We start from the raw sequence: 25,456 nt of genomic DNA, 5'->3' as shown, positions 1-25,456 counted from the left end.
TTTAGCGGGCAGCGGCGCCGCATCCGGCTGAAGCCTCGACCTCCGGTTGGTTGTACGGGTATAAAATTATCCGGAGTTCACCTAAATCCCCAGATCGGCCCAGATCCGATCCACCCGCTCGCGCACCGCATCATCCATGCGGATCGGTTGGCCCCACTCGCGGGTGGTCTCGCCCGGCCATTTGTTGGTCGCGTCGAACCCGATCTTGGACCCGAGCCCCGACACCGGGGAGGCGAAGTCCAGGTAATCGATCGGGGTGTTCTCGATCATCACCGTGTCGCGCGCCGGGTCCATGCGGGTGGTCATGGCCCAGATCACGTCCTGCCAGTCCCGCGGGTTGATGTCCTCGTCCACCACGATGACGAACTTGGTGTACATGAATTGGCGCAGGAAGGACCAGACGCCCATCATCACTCGCTTGGCGTGCCCCGGGTACTGCTTCTTCATGCTGACGATCGCCAGCCGATAGGAGCAGCCCTCCGGGGGCAGGTAGAAGTCCTGGATCTCCGGGAACTGTTTGCACAGGATCGGCACGAAGACCTCGTTCAACGCCACCCCCAGGATCGCCGGTTCGTCCGGCGGTCGGCCGGTATAGGTGCTGTGATAGATGGGGTCGGCGCGCTGGGTGATCCGCTCGATGGTGAAGACCGGGAAGCGGTCGACCTCGTTGTAATAGCCGGTGTGGTCGCCGAAGGGACCCTCGGCCGCCAGGTCGTCCGGGTAGATGTGCCCCTCCAGTACGATCTCGGCCCTGGCCGGCACCTGCAGGTCCGACCCCAGAGCGGTGGCCACCTCGGTGCGACTGCCCCGCAGCAGGCCGGCGAAGGCGTATTCCGACAGGCTGTCCGGCACCGGTGTCACGGCCGCCAGGATGGTCGCGGGGTCTGCCCCCAGGGCCACCGCCACCGGGAAGGGCTGGCCCGGGTGCGCCCGCTGGAAGTCGCGCAAGTCCAGCGCGCCCCCCCGGTGGGCCAGCCAGCGCATGATGACCCGGTTGGGTCCCAGCACCTGCATCCGGTAGATGCCCAGGTTCTGCCGCGGCTTCTCCGGACCGCGGGTGATCACGAGGCCCCAGGTGATGAGCCGTGCGGCGTCGCCCGGCCAACAATGTTGGATCGGGTAGCGCCCCAGGTCCACCTGCCCGCCCGCGCAGACCTGCTCCTGGCAGGGGGCGTTGCGCCTGACCTTGGGGGCCATGTCCAGGACCTTCTTGAAGATCGGCAGTGCCGCCCAGGCCTCGCGCAGCCCCTTGGGCGGGTCCGGCTCCTTGAGGAAGGCGAGCAGCCGACCGACCTCGCGCAGGGCCGCCACCGACTCCTCCCCCATCCCCAGGGCCACCCGTTTGGGGGTGCCGAACAGGTTGCCGAGCAGCGGGACACGCGACCCCTTGGGCCGCTCGAACAGGAGCGCCGGACCGCCGGCGCGCAGCGTCCGGTCGCAGATCTCGGTGACCTCCAGATGGGGGTCGACCTCGGCCCGGACGCGCTTCAACTCACCGCGTTGTTCCAGTTGGTCGATGAAGTCGCGGAGATCGGCGTATTTCATGGGTGGGGCGGACCTGGACCTGATGGGGGAGCGGCATCATGGGGGATTGCGCGGGCGGGCTCAAGGGTAGACCAGGGGACGGAGCCTGTTTACTCTCGTCGGCGGCCCCAGTGCCGCTCAGTGGCGTACCGCACCGCCTCCAGGCGCCGGCCGCCTTGAACAGGGTGGCGCGGCAGGATCGATGGCCTTCGGTTACTCAAGGTTCTGATGAAATCCTGGAAACGGTCGCACCATCGCCTATCATTAGGCCCGAGCACCGGGCGGAAGTCCGGCTCCCAAGGTTCCGTGGTTCGCCGACCGATTCAAAGGGGTTCGAGGGGGAGTCATGAGCGCGTCCAACACTGGTCTTGGTTTCACCGTGCCCGGGGTGGTCGCGGTGCTTGCGGTCGTCGGCGTCGTCTGGTTCGACGGCGCGCCGCTGCAAACCCTGCGCCCCCCCAATTCCGGCCTGGCGGACCAGTCTTTTTCTGATCAGAAGGTCCCGGCACGCCTGTGGCAGGACCCCTTCGAGGCCGTCGAGCGCTTTCTGAAACCCCCGGAGCCGCGCCCCGACCCCACCACGGCACCGCCGCCGGCTCCGGCCCCGACCGCAGCCCCGGCCCCGGACGAGCCGACGCAAGTCCTGGCCGTGTTGGTCAATGCGGAACCCTATGCGGAGTCCGTGGAGGGTCGCCTGCGCTCGCGCCACGCGATCCTGTCGGCCCTCGAGATGAGCCGTTACCTGCCGGTCGACTCGACCCATGTCGGCTACTTTCAGCCCCATGGGGACGGCCTTCCCAAGGTGGTGCCGTACGAGCGGTTCGAGCGCCTGAAAGCGGGAGAGGCCCCGGACAGGCTGATGCTCCTGTGGCTCGCCAGCGACGCCTTCAAGCAGGAACCGCTGAGCCGTATCCGGGCGGTGGTCGAGCAGGCGGCCGCCGGGATGGATCCCCGGATGCGTATCGTGGCCCCGGTCAAGGTGCTGGGTCCGGCCAGTTCCGACGGACTGGTGGGCTACCTCAAGGATATCTATACATTCAAGAAAACCGCGGCGGACCCGCCGCTGGAACTGGAGTTTTTCTCGGCGATTGCCACGGCGACGGATGAAAGCCTGAAGCGTGCCGTCGGCCTCGATTCCGAGCGTCGGGGTGATTGCAAAGATAGCGCCTACGATTGCCCGGCGCTGCGGGTGAGCCTGCGGCGTTTCATTCCCACCGATGACCACTTGGCGGTTCGACTGAATCTGGAACTGCGCGACCGTGGACTCTACTCCCAGAGTAACCCGTCGCCTCCACTGGGATGGCCGAGACAGATCAACGAATGGGTCAAGGGTATCTTGGGCAACCCTGCTCTTATACTGGAATGGCCAAGACAGATCACCCAGTGGGTCAATGGTATTGTGGGCGGTTGGTTCGGGGCGGCGGGTCCGGCTGATATCCATGAGCCTAAAAGGGTAAAACGCGTCGTTCTCATTTCAGAGTGGGATACCATTTACGGTCGCTCCTTGCCGCTGGCGGTGCAGAAGCATCTCGTTCCGTTGGCTGGCCACGACGAGGGCCAGCCCCGCGTCGACCTGTTTACTTATATGCGCGGATTGGATGGCAACATCCCATCCTCCCAGGGCAAGCAGGAGGCCCCGCGCGCGGCCCCGGGGGCGGCGTCCGGGGCCCTGTCGCCGCCGCCCCGGGTCACCCCCGCTAACGAGCGCGCCGAGGGTCAGGCGCAACTGGACTATCTGCGCCGCCTGGCGGATGAACTGGCCGAGGGGCCGAACCGGGTCTTCGCCATCGGCATCCTGGGCAGCGACCTGCACGACAAGATGCTGATCCTGCAGGCGCTGCGCCCGAAGTTTCCCGCCGCCGTCTTCTTCACGACGGATCTCGACGCCCGGATGTTCGACTCGGCCTACGAACAGGCGACGCGCGGGCTCATCGTCGCCAGCGGCTTTGACCTGAGACCCGCCGAGTGCGACCCCAGTGCCTCGTTCCCGCCGTTTCGGACGAACTACCAGACCGCGATCTTCCATGCCGTACGCCAGGCCTTCCCGCGCGGCACCGCGTCGGACGAGACCAGGGCCGCGCGCTGCCAGGTCATCGACAAGCCAGCCGCGGTGGTGAGACTCTACGAGATCGGCCGCCACGGCCCGATCGCGCTCGTGAACCCGGCCGCACCTGTCGACCCGGCGGTGCCGAGGACGGAGTCAAGTCGCAACGGCCCGACCGAACTCGTGAACCCGGCCGCGGTGCCCAGCCCCCCCGACCCGACCACCCGGGGCTTGGCCCCGGGGAAGTCGGCCGATTGGCTGCTGGCGTTCTTCTATTTCACACTCACCCTGGCCGGTGTCTATCTTCTCTATGACCCCGCCATCCGCAGATTCCTGCGTACGCACCCCCTGGGTGCGCTGGGGCTGCTGGTGCTGGTCATCCTGCTGGCCTTGGGCCTGTGGTACGCCTTTAGTCATTCCGTATTGGTCTATCCGCTGCGCCCGCCCGGGGTCCCTACGGAACCCTTCAGCCTCGCTAGCGGGACCAGCGGCTGGATACCTATCTACCTGACCACCCTCGCCGTGGCCCTGTCGGTCCTGTTCGTCCCCCTGATGTTCATGGAGCGGGCGCGCGCCCTCGGCGAGATCGAGCGGCGCTATATCACGAATGCCGCTGCCGACAGTCGGCCGAGGTCCGTATCCGCGCAGTCGTATCGCGAGGGCTTTGCGCGGGACTGGGCCTGGCTGCGCTGCCGCGGTGCCAGCCTGGCGGGCCGCCTGAAGCGGGTGCGCGGGGGTCTCGATGAGACGACGGGACCCGGTGAGCAGGCGGGATCGGGGGCTGTCGCAACGCCCGGGGCCGGTGCCAGCGATGATGGGCCTGCGCTACCCGCGGAGGGCAGCCGGGAATCGGACCAGGCGCAAGCGCTCTGGCAGCGGCATCGGCGCCGCGTCCGGCTCGATTTGCGCCTGCTGGGTCCCCTGTCCCTGGCCCTGTTGTTTTTTTTCTTCGTCATGAGCCTGTTTCCGGCCATCGGCGGGAACAGCGGCACGGGCGCCCTGCGCGGTGAGGATCTCCGGCAGTTCATGATCAACCTGCGCCCACTCAGCATTTTCGGCGTGTCGGTGCTCGTCTTTCTGTATCTGGATCTGGCGTTCTGCGCACGGCACCTGATCGCCGAACTGAGTCCGAAGACGGTCTCTTGGCCCGAACCGGTTCGTCGGCGCTACGCGGACGAGGAACTGCGGGTCGACATCAGTCTCGTCGACCGCTGGATCAGTCTGCGTGTGGTCGCCCGCTACGCGGACATGGCCGTGCGCGCCGCCGTCTATCCACTCCTGGTATTGCTGCTGCTGGTCGCCGCGCGCCTGCCCTGGTTCGACACGACCGTGCTGTCGCCCGCGATCCTGATCGCCTTCGTCGTGCTGGCCTTCTACCTCCTGCTCTCGGCCTGGATCGTGCAGCGCGCGGCGCGGCGACTGCGAGCGGCTACCCTGGGTGACTATCGCGACCAGTTGCGCGATGCCGCGGCGCGTCCCGGGGGGCTGCCGCCGCGGCGGCAGTTGGAGAACCTGATCGAGCGGGTCGAGACGATGCACGATTTCGCGTTCCAGCGGTTCTCGGAGAACCCATTGATCAAGCTCGCCATTCTCCCCTTCGGGACCCTTGGGTTCGGGCTGCTTGAACTCCTGGGCTAGTGGGCGGGTGGCCACCTCGGCCCCCCGGCTGGTGCGAAGGCCGGGCTGGGGACGGGCCGGGGTATGCCTTTTTTGTGAGTGGTATTGACCTCGTCCCCCCAATGTTTACTCCGTCGCCGAGGGTAGGTGCGAGTGAAACAGTTCCATTAGGGAATGTGCTTGGTACCGTTGTCGTTGTCGTTGTCGTAATCGAGGTTATCGTCGCGCCCGGATTCTCTCGCACCCGAAATGGCATCGGTTCTCCGATTACGATTACGACAACGACAACGACAACGATTGTGTCGTGTTTAACCTGTTCTTGACTCGTGACTAAGGGGCAGGGGCCCCGTCCAGGCGGGTGACGCGCAACGTCTCCGTCACTTCCGGGCTGTCGCCGGCGCCCTTGCTGGTATGGCGCAGCGGGCTTACGTCGTGGGCGTCGCGCCCTACCGCGACGCGGATGTAGGTGTCGTCGGCGAGCAGGCCGAAGGCGGGGTCGAAACCGCGCCAGCCAGCCCCGGGGACCAGGGTCTCGACCCAGTTGTGCAGGGCCTGGGGGCGCGCGGCGGTGCCCGCGGGGGCCTCGTCGTCGGGCTCGAACCAGGCGGCGTCCTGGTAGCCGGAGACGAAGCGGGCCGGCAGGGCCCAGCCCCGCAGGAGCGCGATCAACAGGTGGGACAGGTCGGCGGCGGTGCCGCGTGCGGCACTGAAGAGGTCCGGCAGGGCGCTGGCCGATTGCGTCTCCAAGGGGTCGAACTCGGCGACGCTATGGACCCAGGCCAGCGCCTCCTGAATTTGCTTCAATACCGCCACCCCCTCCTGCCATTCGGGCGTGGGGCGGCCGGCGATCTTCTCGGGGAGCTTGGGGGTCAGACACCCCTGGTGGTAGACGAAGTCCCACAGACGCGGGGCCTGGTGCAGGCTGTCCGTCAGCCAGACGCGTTCCCGGGCCGGGCTCAGGACCTCGAAGTCGAACGGGTTCGATAGCCTGGTCTCGACCTCGGCGCTGAGGGTGAATTCAAGCGCACGGTGGGCGCTGAGCACGCCGAAGTGGTGTGTCAGGTTGCCGAAGCCGTCGTAACGGGCGACCGGCAGGGTCGCCGGCGAGACCGTCAGGTCCAGGCGGGTCAGTGCCTGATTACCGTCCTCCCAAGGCGCCAGGCGGACCTGGCAGTGATGTTCCCTCACCGGGGTGGGATAGAGGATGCGGCAGTCGCGCTCGATGCGGTATCTCACGGCGCGTCTCCCAGGTGGGCCTCGAAGTAGTCCGCCTGCAGGGCCGTCGCCAGCTCCGCCAACAGGGCCAGGTAGCGGTCGAGATACTCGTGCAGGCCCTGGTCCAGGATGTCCCGCGGGGTGGCCACGGTCAGGTGTTCGCGCAGTGCCTGCAGGGCCCGCGGTACCTCCCCGTGATCGATCAGGCCGATGCGCGCCAGGGCCCGCTCCATGCCGTTCAGACAGTAGGTCAGGGAGCGGGGGAAGTCCGGATTCAGTACGGTGAACTCCACCACCTCGATGGGACGGATGCCGCCGTGGTACTGGCGCCGATAGGCGTCGAACCCGGACAGTGACTTGAGCAACGCGCCCCATTGGTAGTAGTCCAGCGGCGAGCCGACCAGGCTCAGATCCGGGAGCAGCAGGTGGTAGCGCACGTCCAGGATACGCGCGGTCATGTCGGCCCGTTCCAGGAGGCTGCCGAGCACGGTGAACCCGTAGGCCTCGCCGCGTATCATGGTGCTCTGGGCGAGCCCGTAGAAGGTGGCGACCTCCCGGTGGACATGGGCATAGAACTCCGCCGCCCGCCAGGGTTGCAGCGTGGTCTTCAGGTGTTTGTCCACCGAGAGCCAAAACTCGTTCATCGCCTCCCACATGGCACTGGAGATGCGGTCACGCACCACCCGGGCGTTTTCCCGGGCCAGTCGCACGCTGTTGTAGAGCGAGCCGGGGTTATCCTTCTCCTGGGTCAGCAGGTGGATGACCCGCTGCACCGTCACCCGCTTGTCCGGATAGCGCACCGGATAGAGTTCATCGGCGCCGACGATGTTCAGCAGCGGCTGCCACTGCATCTCCTCGGTGGCGCCCTCATCCGCCTCCAGCATGTAGACGACATTGATATCCAGGATGCGCGCGGTGTCGTCCGCCCGCTCCAGGTTGCGCGTCATCCAGTACAGCGATTCGCCGATACGACTCAACATTTAGGAGATTGTCCGCAAATGAACGCAAATGAATCCACAGGTGAAGTGCGCCGCGCGCCGGAGCCCTCCCGAAAACGTTCCGGACGGGGCGAATGCCCCGTCCGGCCCGCTGCGGTTGCGTGCAAATGCCACAGTCCCGCGCGGGAGTCCATTGAATGCTTTTGCGCCGTTGTCGTTGTCGTAATCGAGGTTATCGGAGTGCCCCGGATTCTTTCCCACCCCAAATTGTATCGCTTGTCCGATTACGATAACGGCAACGGCAACGACAACGACAACGTTTCGTTACCGGCTCGCTAGTCAATCCGCGAGGACCCAGGTATCCTTACTCCCGCCGCCCTGCGATGAATTGACCACCAGTGACCCCTTGGTCAGGGCCTAGGGTGTTCAATCTGACCTAAAAAGGCGCCGAAAAGTCGATGCAAGAAGCGTGTTGCCTGGAAGGCCCGGCGGTCGGTTCTGTGCTTGGGGGAGTACGATGACGCGTGCGACACTTTCTCATGCCAAGCCGTTGACAAACGACGAACGCTTGATCAGTCTACTGGCGCGGTGATCTGACCGCCTTGCCGGAGCACGCACGACGTGATGAATGCATTCAAGAGCCCAGCGAGCCGTCTGGCCAACCTGTTCCAGCGATCACGTGATGCCTGGAAGGCGAAAGCGTTGGAGCGGCAGCAGCGCCTGCGGGCCGCGGAGGTCAAGATTCGGGATCTGGAGCACAGCCGCGCGCAGTGGAAGGCGCGTGCGCTAAAGGCGGAGCGTGCGCGAACGGGAGCCGAAGAGGCCGCGGCGCCGGCGGATGACGAACCAGCGGATGAGCCACCACACCTTGCGCTGTCCCCGCCGGTCGGCCATCACTATTCGGTCATGGTCATGCAGTTAACCATGCGGCTGTATCTGCACGCGGGGCTCGGCAGCCGCGGGGTGGCGCGGGTATTGAATCTGTTCGGCGCGTCACTCCCGGTGGCGGCGCCAGCCCACACCACCGTGCTCAACTGGGTCTATCGCTGCGGTCTCGCGATTCTCAATCGCCAACCGCAATGGCGCACGGATTGGATCTACGTCGCCGACCATACGATCGCCTTGGGGGCGTCCAAGTGCCTCGTCATCCTGGGTATTCCGGTGAGTGCACTGGCCCAGAGCGGTTACAGCCCGTGTCACGGCGCCATGCAGGTGCTGGCCGTGGAGATCACAACACACAGCACGGGAGCGTGGGTCGCACAAGTGCTCAGGCGCGTTGCGCAACGCACCGGTCCACCAGTCCAGATCGTTGCCGACCACGGCAGCGACCTGCACAAGGGCATCGCCTTGTTTCAGGAGCACGCCACTGCCTGCGTCTATACTTATGATATATCGCATCTTATTGCGACGCGGCTCAAGGCCGAGATGGGCCGAGATGCGCGCTGGGAGTCCTTGCTGGCGCACTGTCGCCGCGCGTGGTCGTCCTTGCAGCAGACCGATCTCGCCTTCTTGCTGCCGCCTCGGCAGCGCATCAAGGCGCGTTTTATGAATCTGGATGTCCATGTGCGGTGGGCACAACGCGTCCTCGCCTACCATGATCGCGGCGACTTCAGCGCGATCCGCGCGCAATACGTCCTGAAGTGGTCGGCATGGGAGCACCTGTGCGCGCGGTTCGGCGCCGCCCGGGCGCACCCATTGCGGGCCATCGTCGGCATTCGCTATCCCGACCGGGCGGCTTTTTGCCAGGCACTGCAGACACACTCAGACCTCGAGAGTGATACGCTCGACGATGTGTTCTGGCAGCAAGCGGACGCCGGGTACAGCCGCTTCCTTGACGGCTTTGCCTGGCTACTGTCCTACCGGGATGACCTGGTGGATTACGCGCAAATGATGGCGCAATCCAAGCTGATTCAGTCGCATCTCAAATCCACGGGTCTTCAGCAGGGCTCCCAAGAATCACTCCAGGCCACGCTGCCACCGCCGTCAACGCTCACCCCACGGGCGGCGGCCTTTACCCAACAGATTCTCGCGAAGGTCGCATTGGAATCCGCCAAGATCCCGACTGATAGTGTCTGGCTGGCCTCCTCCGATATCATCGAATCGGTCTTCGGGAAATACAAATGCTTCACCACCAGGGGGCCGCTCAAGGAGATCGGTAAGCTGGTGCTTGCGATTCCTGCCTTCATCGCCGACCTAGCGACTCCGTTGATTCAGGAGGCGATGGAATCGGTGCGTACTATTGATGTCGAGCAGTGGGCGACAACGCACCTCGGTGCGTCGATGCTGGCCCGGCGTCGGCGTGCTCTCATTGATTTTGTGTCAAACACGAAAACTGCATGAATTTAATTTGCGATATAGGTGAGATATTGAACACCCTAGTCAGGGCCACGCGCGTGAGTCCCCCGGGCACCACCTCGATGCCGTCGCCGTAGATGATGAAGGGGCGCAGATCCAGGTGGCGTGACTCCAGTTCCCCGTCCAGATAACAGATATGGCGCGACAACTGCACCACTGGTTGGGCGATGTAGTTACGCGGGTTGTCGTTGATCTTCTTGACAAACTCGGCCCGTTGGGCAGCCGTGGAGGAGGGGCCCATCAACATGCCGTAGCCGCCGGACTCCGCGACCGCCTTGACGACCATCCGCTCCATGTTATCCAGCACATAGGCGCGGTCCTGGTGGTCGGTCATCTGGTAGGTGGGCACGTTCTGTAAGATCGGCGCCTCCCCCAGGTAGTAGCGGATGATCTCCGGGACATAGGCATAGACCGCCTTGTCATCGGCGATGCCGCTGCCCGGTGCGTTCACCAGGGCCACGTTGCCGGCGCGCCAGGCGTCGATGATCCCGGCGACCCCCAGGGTGGAGTCGGCGCGGAACACCAGGGGGTCCAGGAAGTCGTCGTCCACCCGCCGGTAGACCACGTCCACCCGGCGCAACCCCTGCGTGGTCTTGAGATAGACCTTGTCGTTCTCGCACACGAGATCCCGGCCCTCGGCCAGTTCCACGCCCATTTCCTTGGCGAGGAAGGTGTGCTCGAAATAGGCGGAGTTGAAGATGCCGGGGGTCAGGACCACGATGGTGGCCTCGTCGGGGCCGCGCGGGGAGAGGAAGCGCAGGGCCTGGAGCAGCAGGGCGGGGTAGTGCTCGACGCGCCGGACCTTGTAGCGGGCGAAGAACTCCGGGAGTATGCGCCGCTCCACGATCCGGTTCTCGATCATGTAGGACACGCCCGAGGGGGTGCGCAGGTTGTCCTCCAGGACCAGATAGCGCCCCTCCTCGTCGCGGATCAGATCGATCCCGCTGATGTGGGTGTAGATGTCGTGGGGCGGATCGATGTCCATGATCTCGCGGCGGAAGTCCTTGCCGCGGTAGATCAGTTCCGGGGGGACCACCCCGTCTTTGAGGATGCGCTGGCCGTGGTAGAGGTCTTTCAGGAACAGGTTCAGGGCGCGGATGCGCTGCTTGAGCCCGGCCTCCAGCATGGTCCATTCATCGGCGGTGATGATGCGCGGCAGGATATCGAAGGGCCAGACCCGCTCGATCCCCTCGTCCTGGTCGGAGTAGACGGTGAAGGTGACGCCTTCGGTGTGCAGCGCCAGGTGGGCCTCGTGCGCCTTGGCGCCGAGCATCTGCTGCCCGGTCCCCTGGATGTGTTCCCACATCGGGCGATAATGTTCGCGCGGTACGAAGTTGTCGCTGTAGAACTCGTGGTAGGCCATCGCGGGGCCAGCCTGTTTGGACTGGACCTGACCGCCGCCACTGGATTGGAATTGCCTTAGCATGGTGCGACTGCCTTGTGGCTCGGGGTGTATCCCTTGAGTAAGCACGTTGCGTGCCAGTGACTGTGGTAGCCCCGGCGCTGTCTGCGGGCCTGGGCCAAGGTGGGCGGTCAGGCCCGATTGCTTGAGTGGATCGCCGAATCGGCTCGTCTGCCGCGCCAGCGGCGGTGGTCTTGGTCCGGCAAGCTGCCCCAAGATCGCGCATTCAGTGCCAGGTCGGGGCCTAATTGGTGCGCCGTGGCCGGTGTTGGCGTGCTCCCAAGACTCGCCGCGGCGGGCGTGGTACGGGTTATCCTGGCGCTTCCCTCCCTCGCCCTGACCACTGCGCTCGCGGCGTGCGCCCGGCGGTCGGTCCGCCCCGCGGACCTGCTGCGAGCCCGTAGGGTCCGCTGCGCGGACCGATGCCGCACGGATGACCAAGGCCCCCTCCTGAACCGCGGCCCCACGCACCCCCGCGCGTGCGCATCGCGAGGCCTGTCAGATGAACCTGGAAAGAGCAGTTATCCACAGTTGCACACAGATGAACACAGATTATTCATTGATTTACGATTAGCTGGCGACCCACCTTGCCGGTGCTTGTGACACTAGCGATAAGCGCATGACAATTCAATCTGTGTTCATCTGTGTTCATCTGTGGATTTTTTTGGATGAGTGACCATGACCCCAGTTTCCCGCGACCCCCGCGAACCCCGCGAACCAGACCACCGCCGATTGATTTGTCACATCATCTTCAAGCTCGACTACGGCGGCCTGGAGAACGGTGTGGTCAACCTGATCAACTGGATGCCGACCGAGCGCTATCGGCACGCCATCCTGTGTCTGAGCCACGCGACCGATTTCAAGGAGCGCATCCGTCGGCCCGCGGTCCCGATCATCGAGATCGGCAAGCAGACGGGCAAGGACCCGGCCGCCTATGCCCGGGTCTACCGCGCCCTGCGGCAGTTGCGCCCCTGGCTCGTACATACGCGCAACCTGCCCGCCATCGACATGCTGGTGCCGGCCCGGCTCGCCGGGGTGCGCCGACTGGTCCACAGCGAGCATGGCCTGGACGCCGTGGAGCTCGAGGGGCGCCACCAACGCTACAACCGCCTGCGGCGCTTGAGCCGCCTGCTGGTCGGGCACTACATCACGATGTCGGCCGACCTCAAGCAGTGGCTTAACGCCGAGGTCGGGATTCCGCCCCGGGACCTGTCGGTTGTCTACAATGGCGTGGATATCGAGCGTTTCGCCCCGGGGGCGCGGCCGCGGCACCTGCTCCCGAGCGGTTTCGCTCCGGATGACGCACTGGTGATCGGCACCATCGGGCGTCTGGAGCCGGTCAAGGACCAGGTCACCCTCGCCCAGGCCCTGGTCGGACTGCTGCAAGCCCACCCCGAACTGAGTCGGCGTGTACGTCTGCTCGTCGTCGGTGACGGGGCCCTGCGCGCGCCGATGCAGGCGGTGCTGGCCGCGGCCGGGTTCCAGGACCACGCCTGGCTGCCGGGCTTTCGCGACGATATCCCCGATCTCTATCGCTGTATGGACCTCTTCGTGCTCCCGTCCCGGCGTGAGGGGATCTCCAACACCCTGCTGGAGGCGATGGCGAGCGGGCTGCCGGTGGTGGCGACCCGGGTCGGCGGCAATCCCGAACTGGTGCTGGAGGGGGTTACCGGTGACCTGGTCCCGGCCGCGGACCCCGCGGCACTGGCGCGGTCGCTGCACGGCAACCTGACCGATCCGACGCGACTGGCCGCGCATGGGCGCGCCGGCCGCGACCGGGCGGTCGCGGTCTTCAGCCAGGCCGCGATGATCGGCGGCTATACGCGTGTGTATGACGCGCTCGCCTGAATTCAGACCAAATTCTCTCACGGAGACACAAAGACACGGAGAATAAGGACTGGATAACAGCGCTTCAGATGTCCAACCAGCAAGCTGAGATCAACGCCGGGTGATTGTCAGACACAGAATCGACCGCGGACGGGTCGCTGCATTGCATATCCTAACCGACGCAGATGACTGTTTTTAATAATCTCTTTCTTTGTGTCTCCGTGTCTCCGTGAGAGAATTTCTTTCTTGAGCGATGGATCAAGGTATGGCGCCGGACGACAGTGCGTCTGCAAGCACCGCGAGATGGTCGTGCGTGGTTTGCTCCCAGCGAAAGCGCTCCGCCTGGCGGCGGGTGGCGTCTCGGTCTTGCGCCACGCCGCGCAAGGCCCTGACGCCGGCCGCCACGCCCCGCCCCGAGCGCTCCTCGATCAGGACCCCGGCGGCGGGATTGTCGATCACCTCCGGCGCACCCCAGACCCGGGTTGCCGCCACCGGCGTGCCGCAGGCGAGCGCTTCCAGAATGACATTGGCAATCCCCTCCCGGCTGGAGGCCAGGACCAGGCAATCGGCAGCGCCATACCAATCACGCAGCGCCGCCTGATCGACGAAGCCCAGAAAACGCACCCGGTCCGCGACCCCAAGGCGGCTCGCCAAGCGGCGCAGTGCGCCCTCTTCCGGTCCGTAGCCGGCGATCACGAGATCCATGTCGGGAAGCTCGGCCAGGGCCTCGATGGCGAAGTTGTGACCCTTGCGTTCGATCAGGTGACCGACCGACAGCAGGGTGGGGCGGGTCAGACCCAGACGTCCGCGCAGTGCCTCCCGGTCCGCGGGCGGGCGGAAGAGTTCCAGATCGACGCCATGCAGAACGACACGGATGCGCGCCGCATCGACGCCCAGGTCCACCATCCCATCCTTGAGCGCCTGACACACCGTGGTGATCCCGGCGGCATGGTGCGCCGCCCACTGGATCATCCGCCGCGCCAGCCGATAGCGCGGGATCAGATTGATGTCGGTCCCCAGGGCGCTGATGATGACCGGCCGCTTGAGCATCCGGCCCAGCCAGACGGCGGCCACGCCGTCCGGGTAGATGTAGTAGGAGTCGATGACCTCGAAGGCGAAGTCACCGCTCGCGAGCAGCCGGCGCAGCTTTGGATAGAGCGCCGCCGCCATCAGGGCGGGGGCGAGCGTCATCCCGACCTTCGGGATGGTGGGAAAGCGCGGGTAAGTGACCGGAATGCCGAAGCGCTCCTCGCGCGCCGGGACCTGGGCGAACGCGGCATAGCGGCCGAAGCGGGCGCCGGCCAGCGGAAACCAGGGCACGGGACTGACGACCCGCAGGTCTACCAGCCCCGATGCCAGCAGGTGGCGAAGCCGGTGCTCGATGAAGATGCCGTTTTGGGGGAGCGCCGTGCTCGGGTAGAGCGAGGACAGGGCCAGGACCTTGGTCCTGGGCCCGGCAGTCGTGGGTAACTCCATGCTGGTCTCGGACCTTGGGTCGGAAAGCTCAGCCTGTAATTATCGCACAAAGCGCCTAAGGCTACTGCCCACATTGACCGTAGTGCAGCCCTGAAGCATAACCCTGCCGCCGGCTGACATTGGGCGGCGTCGGCGCCGTTGGGCGCTGGCGTTGGCCGCTGCGGGGTGCGTTGGCCCTGACCGGGGGTTGCGGCAGAAGGTTTGGCAGGTGCCGGGAGGGTTGTCGGACCGGTACTCGGGCATGCGTCACGCTCGCCAGGCCAGCGGTTGCCAGCACCGGTGGTCGCCGGCGTGCCGGGGTCGGGCGCCGTTCCCGGCGGCGGTTATTCGAGCTGAAGCTGCAGCGGCTGGGCGAGCAGGCGGCGCATCCGCGCGGGGTCGAGCCAGGGGCCGGCACAGGACGCGCGGATGAAGGCGATGGCGCCACGCACGCCCAGGGTGCGATAAAGCTCGCGCAGATGGCGGGCAAAGCGTGCCAGGGTGTTGAACAGGTGCGCCAGGCGCATCAGGTAGTGATAGCCCTTCATGGCGTTCCAGTTCAGGGCAAAGGCGTGCTCGTAGTGGTAACCCTGATGTTTCTCCACCAGGAAGCCGGCCTCGATGCCCCAGCGGTAACGGGCCCCTAGGTTGCAGCGCTCATGCGCATTAGCGCGGCTGAGTGGTTGGCTGGAGAGCCAGGCATGGCGCGCGGTCTTGGTCAGGCGCGCGCCTTGTTCATCGATCGTCTCCCAGGTCTCCTCACAGACCACCACATGCAGACTGAGGTGGCGGCGCGTGTTGTTTGAGAAGGCATAGTCGATCGCGTTGACCCAGGAAAAGCGCTGGTGGCGCTCCCCCCAGTCGCGCTGACAACCCGCTGGCTGCACCGCGTGCAGCGCGTGGAATTCCTCCCAGACCGTAGGCAAGTCCTTGTCCTTGAAAACGATCATGAACTGCCAGTGGTACTGATGGCAGCACTGCATCACCGGTCCGTCGGCATAGAGACCGTCGAGCAACAGCAAGATCGGCAGGCGCGGGAACAGCGTCTTGATCCGGGCGCTGAGCCGCGTGAAGGCGCGCCGTTCGCAGTCTTGTTTGTCGGCCTTGGTATCGCCCTTGGCATATTCGAGGAATTCGCTCAGCAAGGGGATCACCAGCCCGTTGTGAAAGGCCAGACTGGCCTCCAGGACGTAGACGAAGTACTGGGTGTGGCGCGCGTCCTCGGCCCCGACCTGACGTTCCAGGAGATTCTCATCCCAGAGGTGGTCACGGGTGAATTTCTGGGAGCCGTCGATGGCGATGGGATAGGCGTGGTTGATCAGGTAGCGGCGGAAGGTCTTGGCGCGGATCAGGCGGCGTACCAGGTCGATGTGCGCCTGTTCGAGGTGGGTCACGTCGATGTCGCGCAGCAGCCGAAACAGGGTGTCGGCGTGCGGGAGGGTCTCCAGTTCGGGGAACAGGAGCCGTAGGTTGGCCTCGAACTGGGGGTGCGTCAGTTCGCGGTTGACCGCGCGCCGGGAGGCGAACTGAAAGACGAACATCAGCAGCCCGTAGAGCAGCAGCACGGTGAGCCGATGCCGACACTTCTTGGGGTTGCGGGGCTCGGGAATCTGTCCCAGGGCGGCGAGCAACGCGGGCAGTTCCCGGCGCAGGACGCGCACCTGGCCGCTGACCGCCGCCTCGCGGGCCTGCTGTTCCTCGGCGAGCGTGGCGTACGCCGAGCAGCGATTGGGTAACGGCGCGGGTACGCGGGGGATCAGTCCGTCCTGGCGCTGCTGTTGGCGTAGCGCCTGTTCCTGCTGTTTCTTGTGCGCGCGTTGCTCCTTGATGGCCGCGCGTGACAGGCGGCGGCAGGGTTTGCTCATGGCGTCGTCCCCCCGGACGCGGCGCACAAGCGCTCGCGCCACTGTGCACTCAAGGGCTTGACCCAGACTTGGCGCGGGGCGCTGTGATAGGTCCGGCCCGGTCGCGCCAGCCCGCTCCCGCTGGTCTCCCCCAGCAGTTCCCACCCGGCGGCACGGTAACAGGTGCCGGCGTAGTGGCGCGGGTCGACGAAGGTCTCCAGCAACAGCGGCGCAAACCCCCAGTGTTCGAGCCAATCGGCGCGCACCCGCCGCGCCAGTTGTCCCAGCACATGGCTGGCCAGGTGCGGCACCTGGACGTGGGGAAAGATCAGAAAGCGGCTGTTGTTGAGCACCCGCACCTGGTTGGCCCGGCGCGTCTGGGCGTCCCACCCGATCCAGTGGTCACGCACCGCCAGCGCGCGCGCCGCGCCCGCCAGCAGGAGGCAGCCCAGGTGCTGCTCGCCCGCGGTGATGAAGTAGCGCAGCCGGTAGCCGAAGGCACCCTTGTAGCCCAAGGGGTGCCAACGCGCGACCGCCGCATTCCATTGCGCCACCGCCGCGGCGTCGGCGCGCACCGGCGCCAGGCGCACCGGGCCGAGCGCGGCCAAGGGGCCGTGAATCGGCATCGGCGCCGCCACCACCGGCGCCGGGGGGACCGGGCGGGGACGCCGCGCGACCTGCAACGGGGGCAGCGCCACCAACCCGGCCGCCTCCAGACGTTCCAGAAACTCCCGACAGGCGTGAACCTTCGCCGCCCCCGTCACGGTATACCACTGCAAATGCTCGCACAGCGTCGCCGCCAACTCGCGCCGCCCCAACCGCGGCAGCCACGCCACCGTCTGGCGGATACCGGCGATCTCCTCGACGCTGAAGACGCGACCACAGTGCACCCACGGTCCTGGACTCATCGCACCCATCGCCACCCCCCGGCGGAACGGCAGACCGATTACCCTGCCATTAATCCTGCCAGAGTCGCCGCGCGGTGTCTACCCCCTTGTGCGAACATTAACTTTCTCTAACCCCCGCCAGCCCGCGCCGTGACTGGGGTGGCGCGGTTATGCTTCAGGGCTGACCGTAGTGGCGCCGACCTCGACCCATCGACCCCCCGATCACGGCCAAACCCCGCAGTATCAACGCATAGGTCTCGGGCGCGGGTGCCGCGGCGGCGAACTGCGCGGCGAGCAGCCGGTGCGCGGCGGTGGTCGGGTGCACGTTATCGAAATAGAGATAGCCCGTGCATGTGGTGTCGGTCGGCGACCAGGCACCGCTGTAGAGGCAGGAATGCGTGGTGTCGGTGAACCCGTAGGCCCCCGGATTGGCGGTCACTTGACTGAAGAACGCCGCCGTGTCGAAGCGATAGAGTAGCGTGTCCGCCAGCAGGTTATCGAGCGGCCTCGATCATCGTTCCGGCCAGCGGCCATCTTCTGGAGTCCAAGGCTTCAGCCTTGGTCTAGTACATCCAAGGCTGAAGCCTTGGACTCCGGCCCGGGGCGGCCGGAACGATGATCAAGGTCGCGATCTGTCACGCCCTTTCAGGGCTAAGATCATCTCTGCGGACAACCCAGGGCCTTGCCCTGGGCTGGTAGATATGACCCCGTTGGGGTCAATCCTCCCGCCCGGACGCTTTGATCCCGCACGGGGGCGCCTCCAGTCGCCGCGACCCTCAAGCCCCGAAGGGGCGCGACATACCAGCCCAGGGCAACGCCCTGGGTGGCCTGTTGTAAAGGAGCCCAGCCCTGAAAGGGCGTGACATCCCCAGACCGCGGGGCCTCGATCATAACTCCGGCCACCTCGTGGGGACATCCGTCGCGGCCTGGGGGCCGCTCCTATGGCGTAGGAGCGGCCCCCATGCCGCAACGGCGCGTGGCCGGAGTTATGATCAAGGCCTATCGAGCATATCCAGCAGCCCGGCCAAGCCGAGGTTGTAAAATGCACTGATCTGGGACATCTGTTCCGACACGACCGGGCCCGCTGCCAGCGCTTCCGGCGTCTTGCCGAGGTCGGGCATACCGGGGACCAGGATGTGCTCTGCGTCCAACCCCGCCAACGTCTGGATATTGGATGCCATGGCACCCAGTGCATCGTTGATGACGGTGAGCATATCGTTCGGCCGCGTGGCGAGGCCGAGAAAGATGTCATTCGGCCCGCCCCACAGCAGGAATAGCGTCTGGTCCGCAACCAGCGTGGTCCCGTCATAGCGCGGTATCTGCTGTGTGATCCCCGTATCGGCCACCGCGGGGTAGGTCGTACCCAAGCCGCTGGGCTGGTCGACCAGGACGTTGTAGTTGCCGTTCAATGCCCCGCCAACCGCGAAGTTGTTGGAGTTGGCGGTAGCCGTCGGCCAGCCGAGATTGACAGTAGCGCCGTAGGACTGCGCGAGGTATTCGGCAGCCGTCGGCCCGTTTGAAAAACGGTAGGCATAGGGCGGGGACGGCGGGAAGAATGGCTAACCGCCGCTGGGGGTGGTTATGGCCGCCGCATTCCCCGCGTCGGACAGGCTGTCGCCGAAAACGACCAACTGCGAGAACGCGGCGGCGTTCACCGTGGTCACCACGGACATCGCCAGAACCCAGGTGCCGACGAATTTGGTCAATACACGCATCGTAGATTCTCCTCTCTTGTCGAAGATTCCGGACTAGGGCTCATGCCCCCTGCCGCATGGCCTGCATCGGTCGCTAGGGCGACGGACACGCATTAGTTGAGGGTCTATCCGAGAACTCCTCCCGCACGCCTTCGATCCCGTGACTTTGAAAGAAATCGGGGCCTGCCTGCAAACAGGCACGGCTTGATCACTATTCGGGCCACCTCGAGGGTGATATCCGTCGCGGCCGGGGGGCCGCTCCTACGCCGTTAGGAGCGGCCCCCCGGCCGCGCCGGGATGCCGTGAGGGCGCGTGGCCGAAGTTATGATCAAGGCCAACTGGCACGCCCCGGGGAATGACCGGTTTCGCGAGGAGATCGAGCGGGCGCTCGGGGTTACGCCAGTCGCGGCTGGCCGAAAAAGGTCAGGGATGAGCGGGGGCTGCCGGAGGGTCAGATGCTATGGATTTGAATAACGTATTGGCTCCCTTCCCCCTCCTGCGTTTCTTGGCCAAGAGCCAGCCGCCGATGAGCATCAGTGAGATCGCGTCCGGCTCCGGAACCGTCAGTACGGCGAAATAGTCCACGGGAATGCCACCTGCGACGTAATCGCTCAGGCGCCAATTGGTGGGCGGGCGCAAGTCGTAGCCATAGTCGTCGAGTCCCGACGGTTGCTTGTCCGCATCCGAATCCGTTATGTAAATCTTACCCAGCGTACTATTGTAACCCTGAAAGGTCACGGCGTGGTATGCGTTCGGATCGTGAATGACGATACCCACCTGGGCGCCGCGGGACAGGAAGTCATTTGCGCCTGACAATAAGTCAGCGGCGAGGTCAAAGGGATCGCTGGGCCAGGCCATGGCCGTGGTGCCATCCCTGCCGTTATAGACTCCATAATAGTAAACGGCGTAGCTGCGGTCGTCGGGATGTGGTCTGTTGCTCAGATACCAGTTCACTGCCTCATGTTGCCAGCCGCCGTATTCCCAGCCGCGGTCGCTGGTGTAATTAAAGTCCATATTGTATACCATATCCCAATAGATATCCTGCGCCTTTGAGGACGCGAAACCGGCGCTCGCCAACATGTTAGCTGCGGAAGCGATCCAGCATGAGTTGTCGTTGGCGGTCTTCGGTTTAGTCCAGGCTCCGTTGACGGCATCGGCGAGCGTCTCAGTATTTTCCCAATGGCCGTTGTTATTCGCATCATCCCAGGAGTTTTCCGTCCAATTCCCGGCGTCGTGGCTCTTGTTTGCGTCCGTCCATAATGGATTCAAGTAGCTGGTCAAAACAGGCGTGGCCGATGCGCTCCCCATGCAGCTCATCAGAAGGAATGAAAGACTGCACACAACTTTACCATCCGCAATACGGATCATCTTATTCCCCTTGTGAACTAAACTGCATTCCGCTCAGGAAAGCAGAAAAAAGGCGCGAAAGCGGGCCAGTACTCTTTTTCTCGATTCAACCCGCCGCAACCCCGGCCCGCTGTCCACGATCAATAAGCCGCAGCCCATTAGTTTCGCTCGCTACCTGCTAATGCGATCCGCGTGCCAAGTTCTCGCGATGCTCATCAAAGCGCGGATGGATCCAGCAATCGCAAGGCTTGCAGCGGCATCGGTGCTGCCATCAAGTCATCGTTTCGTGGATGCCGGACACGAAAGTGTAAAAATAGCTGACAGTTGGGCGCCTTCGGTGGCAATTCGGACACTTCAGCTCGCGATTTCTAACGTTTTCTCGGGGCCGAACGGCGGAAGCTTCAGTCGTCTCCTTCAAAAGCAGATGCTTAAGCTTGATGCAAGGTGTAATGTCCGCTTTACATCAAATGGAATTTGTCCGCCCCGGCCCCGGTCTTCAGGGCCGTTCGGCGCCGAACCGACTAACACCAAACATGCCCGTCCACCGGGCCGCCTGCACGCCCCGTCTTCCGCCCCGAAGCGTCAAGACCCGTGTGCGCCCTCAAGGCCAAGTATCTGAACAATCGCCCCAACATAGGGCACAAACCAACATGGACGGGCGCGGACCCTGCCGGTACCATGGTCGGCTACGCTGGAACAGTTCCTGCTTCCCCGCTTTATCGCCTTCGCCCAACCACGGAGTCCGGCCCCCTTCCATGTCGATCCTCGTCCAGATCAATCACAAGACCGAGTACCAGTTCGATCGCCCGGTGAACCTGTCGCCCCATGTGGTGCGGCTGCGCCCGGCCGCCCACTGCCGCACGCCGATCCGAGCCTATTCGCTGAAGGTCGAACCGGCGGAGCACTTCCTGAACTGGCAGCAGGACCCCTTCGGTAACTACCTGGCACGGTTGGTCTTCCCGGAGAAGACGACCAAGCTCTCGGTGGAGGTCGACGTGATCGCGGAGATGATCACGATCAACCCCTTCGACTTCTTTCTGGAGGAGTACGCCTACAACTTCCCCTTCAAGTACGACCCGCAGCTCGTCAAGGAGCTGGCGCCCTACATGGAGATCAAGGAGGATGGGCCGCTGCTCACCAAGTGGCTGGAGGGGGTGGACCAGACCCCGCGCGAGACGGTCTACTTCCTGGTCGACATCAACAAGCGGCTCCAGGAGACCATCGGCTACGTGATCCGCATGGAGCCCGGCATCCAGACCTGCGAGCAGAGCCTGGGGCTGGCCAAGGGGTCCTGCCGCGATTCTGCTTGGGTGTTGGTGCAGGTCCTGCGTCACCTGGGCTTCGCCGCGCGCTTCGTCTCCGGCTACCTGGTGCAGCTCACCGCGGACCAGAAGTCGCTGGACGGTCCCTCGGGACCGGAGAAGGACTTCACCGACCTGCACGCCTGGACCGAGGTCTACTGTCCCGGCGCCGGCTGGATCGGGCTCGACCCCACCTCCGGGCTCTTCGCCGGCGAGGGCCATATCCCGCTCGCCTGCTCGCCCGACCCCCTGAGCGCGGCCCCCATCACCGGCTCCATGGACAAGTGCGAGGTGGAGTTCTATTTCCACAACGAGGTCCGGCGCATCCACGAGGACCCGCGCGTCACCAAGCCCTACACTGAGGAACAGTGGGCGGCGATCCAGGACCTGGGCCACAAGGTCGATGCCGAGCTCAAGGCCAACGACGTGCGCCTGACCATGGGCGGTGAGCCCACCTTCGTCTCCATCGACGACATGGAGGGGGCCGAGTGGAACATCGCGGCGCTGGGGCCCACCAAGAAGGGCCTGGCCGAGGACCTGCTGCTGCGGCTCAAGGGCCACTATGCCCCCGGCGGGCTGCTGCACATCGGCCAGGGCAAGTGGTATCCCGGTGAGCAGCTCCCGCGCTGGGCGCTCTCCTGCTACTGGCGCAAGGACGGGCAGCCGGTGTGGCGCGACCCCGCGCTGTTCGGCCTGGAGAGTCAGGACTACGGCCACGGACCTGAGCAGGCGCAGACCTTCATCCACACCCTGGCCAAGCACCTGGGCGTCGACCCGGAGCACGCCGCACCGGCCTGGGAGGACGTCTGGTACTACCTGTGGAAGGAGCAACGCCTGCCGGTCAACGTCGACCCGCTGGACAACAAGCTCAAGGACCCCAACGAGCGCAAGCGCATCGCCCGGCTCTTCGACCAGGGCTTGAACCAGGTGGCCGGCTACGCCCTGCCGCTGCGCTGGTGGGGCTTCGGCGCCCAGGGCGGCTGGAAGAGCGGCAAGTGGACCTTCCGCGACGGGCGCCTGTTCCTGGTCCCCGGCGACTCCCCCATGGGCTTTCGCCTGCCCTTGGACAGCCTGCCTTACCTGCCGGAGGCCGAGTTGGACCAGGTGCCGGAGCGCAACCCCTTCGAGCCGGTCGCGACCCTGCGCTCCCCCACCGACGAGGTGACACGCCGCTACAGCCAACTGGTGCAACCGGCGCAACCCCCGCAGACGCTCCGCGAGCAGGGCACCGACCCGCGGGGCATCGCCGCGCGCTATGGCCGCCTGACCCCGGCGGACGACTCGCACCAGTCGCTGCACCCCCAGATCGCCCTGCCCGACGACCTGCACCCGGACCTGGTGCGCACCGCCCTCTGCATCGAGGCGCGCGCGGGCCGGCTCTACTGCTTCATGCCCCCGCTGACCCACCTGGAGCACTGGCTGGATCTGGCCCTGTGTCTGGAGGACACGGCGGCGGAGCTCAAGATGCCCATCATCATCGAGGGCTATGAGCCGCCGCGCGACCACCGGCTGCAGAAGCTCGCCGTCACCCCCGACCCGGGCGTGATCGAGGTCAACATCCACCCGGCCGAGTCCTGGGACGACCTGGTGCGCGACATCGATATCCTCTACGCCGAGGCCCGACTCGCCCGCCTGGGCACCGAGAAGTTCATGCTCGACGGCCGTCACACCGGCACCGGCGGCGGCAACCATGTGACGCTGGGCGGCCCCACCCCGGCCGACAGCCCGCTGCTGCGCCGCCCCGACCTGGTGCAGAGCCTCATCACCTACTGGCAGCACCACCCGAGCCTGTCCTACCTCTTCTCCGGCATGTTCATCGGCCCCACCAGCCAGGCCCCGCGGGTGGACGAGGCGCGCGACGACCGGCTCTATGAGCTGGCCATCGCCTTCCAGCAGATGCCGCAAGGCCAGGTCGCCCAGCCCTGGATCGTCGACCGGGTGCTGCGGAACCTCTTGACCGACGTCACCGGCAACACCCACCGCACCGAGTTCTGCATCGACAAACTCTACTCGCCCGACAGCGCCTCCGGCCGCCAGGGGTTGGTCGAGTTCCGCGGCTTCGAGATGCCGCCGCACGCCCGCATGAGCCTGGCCCAGATCGCGCTGCTGCGCACCCTGGTCGCCCGCTTCTGGAAGGAACCCTATGCCCGCAAGCCCGTGCGCTGGGGCACCGAACTGCACGACCGCTTCCTCCTGCCCCACTTCGCACGGGTCGACTTCGAGGACGTGATCTGCGACCTGCGGCGCGCCGGCTACCCCTTCGAGTCCGCCTGGTTCGACCCCTTCTTCGAGTTCCGCTTCCCCCACTACGGGGACCTGGTGACGGAGAACGGCATCCACATGGAACTGCGCGCCGGCATCGAGCCCTGGCACGTCCTGGGCGAGGAGGTCACGGCCCAAGGCACCTCCCGCTTCGTCGACAGTTCGGTCGAGCGGATGCAGGTCAAGGTCAGCGGCATGGTCGGCGACCGTCACGTACTCGCCTGCAACGGCCGCCGCGTGCCCCTGCGCCCCACCGGCCGCAAGGCCGAGTTCGTCGCCGGCATCCGCTTCAAGGCCTGGAACCCGCCCTCCGGCCTGCACCCCACCATCCCGGCCCACAGCCCGCTGGTGTTCGAGATCGTCGACACCTGGAATCGCGCGAGCCTGGGCGGCTGCACCTACTATGTCGCTCACCCGGGCGGGCGCAGCGAGTCCAACTTCCCGGTCAACAGCTATGAGGCCGAGAGTCGGCGTATCGCGCGCTTCCGGCTCATGGGGCATACGTCGGGGATCATCGACGCACCGGTGGAGGAGCCGGCGGGGGAGCATCCCTATACGCTTGATTTGCGCTATCGGGCGGGGTGCTGAGGGCGGTCGGAGCGGGGGCGCGCGCCGCCTCCTCTCCGACCCTCGTGACACCGTTCCAACGGTGTCACGCCTGTGTTGGGCGCTGTGCGCCCCGAGCGCCGACGACCGCAATGCGCGGTTGGGGCCTATACTCTCGGGCATGATGCCGCGCCCATCGCCGGGCGCGGCAGGCAGGCGCCAGACCCACAAAGGCGTCTTGCTGACAGTCCGGGAACATTCGACATGCAAGCCACACGACTGATCGTCGAGACGAACGAGCATGGACAGATCGTCAATCTGCCTCCGCTATTCCCGGGTGTCCGGATGGAGGCTATCTTTTTGGTGCTGGATGAGCCGCCCGCGTCGCGGCGCCGCCAGCCGCCGCCCGACATCGCCGGCAAGGGTCGAATCCTGGGCGACATCATTTCCCCGGTGGGGGATTGGACGCCGCCCGAACCCAGATCGCTAGGGCGTTTCCAGGCCCCGGTGGACGATTGGCGGCTCCTGGCCAATGAGCCCACCGATCGCACCCTGCCGTGATCTCCATCGACACCAACATCCTGCTCTATGCCAAGAACGTTGATTGCGTCGAGCATGGGCCCGCGTTTGGATTCGTCGCCGCCTGTGGGACCCGGGACGATGTGGCGATCTGCGAACTGGTGCTGGTCGAACTCTACCTGCTGCTACGCAACCCAGTGGTCCTCAAGCAGCCCCTCACTGCCGATCTGGCAGCCGCTACCTGCATGGCCTACCGAACCAATCCGCGCTGGCGCCTGATCGAGAACGCGCCGGTCATGGCGCGCGATGAGCGCGATCGGGAGCGCCGCACCCCAGTGCGGCGCGGTCTCGCTGGTGCCTGCGGCCTCGGGGTGTTCGATAGGCCGGGCCGCACTGGGGTGCGGCGCTCCCAAGGGTCGGCGTTGCGAGCAAGCCCCCCGGGTCTTGGCGCTGCTCCCGGTTACCCTTATCGCGTCTCGTATTCCGCCAGGCGGCGCGGGATTCGGTGGACTGCGCTATCGCTTGTCCACGGGCGCACTGCTGATCAAGGTCCAAGGCTCTACCGTAAAAGCCCGACGGGGACCCTGTGGGAGCGGCTTCAGCCGCGACGCGACCTCGCAAGCTTCCCTGGCCTCGTCGCGGCTGAAGCCGCTCCCACCCAGGCCGTTCAATGTCCGGG

The 25,456-nt window shown here is 65.5% G+C and carries 15 protein-coding genes and 1 pseudogene; 5 read left to right on the top strand and 11 right to left on the bottom strand.

The features are described from left to right. Positions 1-81: 81 nt before the first annotated feature. Positions 82-1,545, bottom strand: coding sequence for a 4-hydroxy-3-polyprenylbenzoate decarboxylase (gene ubiD / locus THSYN_RS23675; RefSeq protein WP_100921305.1), 1,464 nt, complete (start codon positions 1,543-1,545; stop codon positions 82-84). Between the two features lie 325 nt (positions 1,546-1,870). Between ubiD and THSYN_RS23670 the strand changes: the two genes are divergently transcribed. Beyond that, positions 1,871-5,206: a hypothetical protein gene (locus THSYN_RS23670; protein WP_157817890.1), complete on the top strand. Its 3,336-nt coding sequence runs from the start codon at positions 1,871-1,873 to the stop codon at positions 5,204-5,206. Between the two features lie 309 nt (positions 5,207-5,515). On the opposite strand, the gene THSYN_RS23665 is transcribed toward THSYN_RS23670, so the two are convergent. Together THSYN_RS23665 and THSYN_RS23660 are read right to left on the bottom strand one after the other, a co-directional pair. Beyond that, positions 5,516-6,421, bottom strand: coding sequence for a transglutaminase family protein (locus THSYN_RS23665; protein ID WP_100921303.1), 906 nt, complete (start codon positions 6,419-6,421; stop codon positions 5,516-5,518). Further along, a complete protein-coding gene (locus tag THSYN_RS23660; protein ID WP_100921302.1) occupies positions 6,418-7,380 on the bottom strand; it encodes an alpha-E domain-containing protein in 963 nt (320 codons plus the stop codon). The genes THSYN_RS23665 and THSYN_RS23660 overlap by 4 nt, the downstream gene beginning before the upstream one ends. A gap of 582 nt (positions 7,381-7,962) precedes the next feature. Here THSYN_RS23660 and THSYN_RS23655 point away from each other — a divergent pair. After that, positions 7,963-9,678: a hypothetical protein gene (locus THSYN_RS23655; protein WP_100919025.1), complete on the top strand. Its 1,716-nt coding sequence runs from the start codon at positions 7,963-7,965 to the stop codon at positions 9,676-9,678. Here the strand turns inward: THSYN_RS23655 and THSYN_RS23650 are convergent. Next, positions 9,644-11,119 carry a circularly permuted type 2 ATP-grasp protein gene (locus THSYN_RS23650; RefSeq protein ID WP_236848666.1) on the bottom strand — a complete coding sequence of 492 codons (1,476 nt, stop codon included), beginning with the start codon at positions 11,117-11,119 and terminating at the stop codon, positions 9,644-9,646. The two genes, THSYN_RS23655 and THSYN_RS23650, sit on opposite strands and share 35 nt — an antisense overlap. Before the next feature lie 711 nt (positions 11,120-11,830). On the opposite strand from THSYN_RS23650, the gene THSYN_RS23645 reads away from it, so the two are divergent. Continuing rightward, a complete protein-coding gene (locus THSYN_RS23645) occupies positions 11,831-12,943 on the top strand; it encodes a TIGR03088 family PEP-CTERM/XrtA system glycosyltransferase (protein ID WP_216644808.1) in 1,113 nt (370 codons plus the stop codon). Between the two features lie 237 nt (positions 12,944-13,180). Here the strand turns inward: THSYN_RS23645 and THSYN_RS36160 are convergent, their stop codons facing one another. The 7 genes and pseudogenes from THSYN_RS36160 to THSYN_RS23615 form a co-directional block, all read right to left on the bottom strand. Further along, positions 13,181-14,398, bottom strand: coding sequence for a glycosyltransferase family 4 protein (locus tag THSYN_RS36160; protein ID WP_100921300.1), 1,218 nt, complete (start codon positions 14,396-14,398; stop codon positions 13,181-13,183). Between the two features lie 323 nt (positions 14,399-14,721). After that, positions 14,722-16,242 carry a transposase family protein gene (locus tag THSYN_RS23635; RefSeq protein ID WP_157817397.1) on the bottom strand — a complete coding sequence of 507 codons (1,521 nt, stop codon included), beginning with the start codon at positions 16,240-16,242 and terminating at the stop codon, positions 14,722-14,724. Continuing rightward, a complete protein-coding gene (locus THSYN_RS23630; protein WP_157817396.1) occupies positions 16,239-17,129 on the bottom strand; it encodes a Druantia anti-phage system protein DruA in 891 nt (296 codons plus the stop codon). The genes THSYN_RS23635 and THSYN_RS23630 overlap by 4 nt, the downstream gene beginning before the upstream one ends. A gap of 154 nt (positions 17,130-17,283) precedes the next feature. Continuing rightward, a complete protein-coding gene (locus THSYN_RS23625) occupies positions 17,284-17,547 on the bottom strand; it encodes an SGNH/GDSL hydrolase family protein (protein WP_100921299.1) in 264 nt (87 codons plus the stop codon). Positions 17,548-18,100: 553 nt separating this feature from the next. Continuing rightward, positions 18,101-18,577: pseudogene (locus THSYN_RS23620) on the bottom strand (SGNH/GDSL hydrolase family protein); the annotation flags it as partial. Between the two features lie 90 nt (positions 18,578-18,667). Then, positions 18,668-18,823, bottom strand: coding sequence for a hypothetical protein (locus tag THSYN_RS34275; RefSeq protein WP_157817889.1), 156 nt, complete (start codon positions 18,821-18,823; stop codon positions 18,668-18,670). A gap of 402 nt (positions 18,824-19,225) precedes the next feature. Further along, complete coding sequence (locus THSYN_RS23615; protein WP_157817888.1) at positions 19,226-20,170, bottom strand: PEP-CTERM sorting domain-containing protein; 945 nt, start codon at positions 20,168-20,170, stop codon at positions 19,226-19,228. Between the two features lie 734 nt (positions 20,171-20,904). On the opposite strand from THSYN_RS23615, the gene THSYN_RS23605 reads away from it, so the two are divergent. Next, positions 20,905-24,300, top strand: a complete 3,396-nt coding sequence (locus THSYN_RS23605; RefSeq protein WP_100921295.1) for a transglutaminase family protein — start codon at positions 20,905-20,907, stop codon at positions 24,298-24,300. A 222-nt stretch (positions 24,301-24,522) separates the two neighbouring features. After that, the gene (locus tag THSYN_RS35480; RefSeq protein ID WP_216644617.1) at positions 24,523-24,819 is read left to right on the top strand and encodes a hypothetical protein; all 297 of its coding nucleotides are present in this window, start codon (positions 24,523-24,525) and stop codon (positions 24,817-24,819) included. Positions 24,820-25,456: the final 637 nt, after the last annotated feature.

Origin of the sequence: Candidatus Thiodictyon syntrophicum (assembly GCF_002813775.1) — a bacterium.
GTDB classification, from domain to species: Bacteria; Pseudomonadota; Gammaproteobacteria; order Chromatiales; family Chromatiaceae; genus Thiodictyon; species Thiodictyon syntrophicum.
Note: the sequence above shows the minus strand (reverse complement) of the source record. Positions and strands in the feature narration are given on the sequence as shown.

Excerpts from the sequence above, each read along its gene's own strand:
- THSYN_RS35480 (WP_216644617.1), top strand. The coding sequence starts at position 24,523 with ATGCAAGCCACACGACTGATCGTCGAGACGAACGAGCATGGACAGATC.
- THSYN_RS36160 (WP_100921300.1), bottom strand. The coding sequence starts at position 14,398 with ATGGAGTTACCCACGACTGCCGGGCCCAGGACCAAGGTCCTGGCCCTG.
- THSYN_RS23635 (WP_157817397.1), bottom strand. The coding sequence starts at position 16,242 with ATGAGCAAACCCTGCCGCCGCCTGTCACGCGCGGCCATCAAGGAGCAA.
- THSYN_RS34275 (WP_157817889.1), bottom strand. The coding sequence starts at position 18,823 with ATGCGTGTATTGACCAAATTCGTCGGCACCTGGGTTCTGGCGATGTCC.
- ubiD (WP_100921305.1), bottom strand. The coding sequence starts at position 1,545 with ATGAAATACGCCGATCTCCGCGACTTCATCGACCAACTGGAACAACGC.
- THSYN_RS23630 (WP_157817396.1), bottom strand. The coding sequence starts at position 17,129 with ATGAGTCCAGGACCGTGGGTGCACTGTGGTCGCGTCTTCAGCGTCGAG.
- THSYN_RS23605 (WP_100921295.1), top strand. The coding sequence starts at position 20,905 with ATGTCGATCCTCGTCCAGATCAATCACAAGACCGAGTACCAGTTCGAT.
- THSYN_RS23660 (WP_100921302.1), bottom strand. The coding sequence starts at position 7,380 with ATGTTGAGTCGTATCGGCGAATCGCTGTACTGGATGACGCGCAACCTG.
- THSYN_RS23670 (WP_157817890.1), top strand. The coding sequence starts at position 1,871 with ATGAGCGCGTCCAACACTGGTCTTGGTTTCACCGTGCCCGGGGTGGTC.
- THSYN_RS23655 (WP_100919025.1), top strand. The coding sequence starts at position 7,963 with ATGAATGCATTCAAGAGCCCAGCGAGCCGTCTGGCCAACCTGTTCCAG.
- THSYN_RS23650 (WP_236848666.1), bottom strand. The coding sequence starts at position 11,119 with ATGCTAAGGCAATTCCAATCCAGTGGCGGCGGTCAGGTCCAGTCCAAA.
- THSYN_RS23615 (WP_157817888.1), bottom strand. The coding sequence starts at position 20,170 with ATGATCCGTATTGCGGATGGTAAAGTTGTGTGCAGTCTTTCATTCCTT.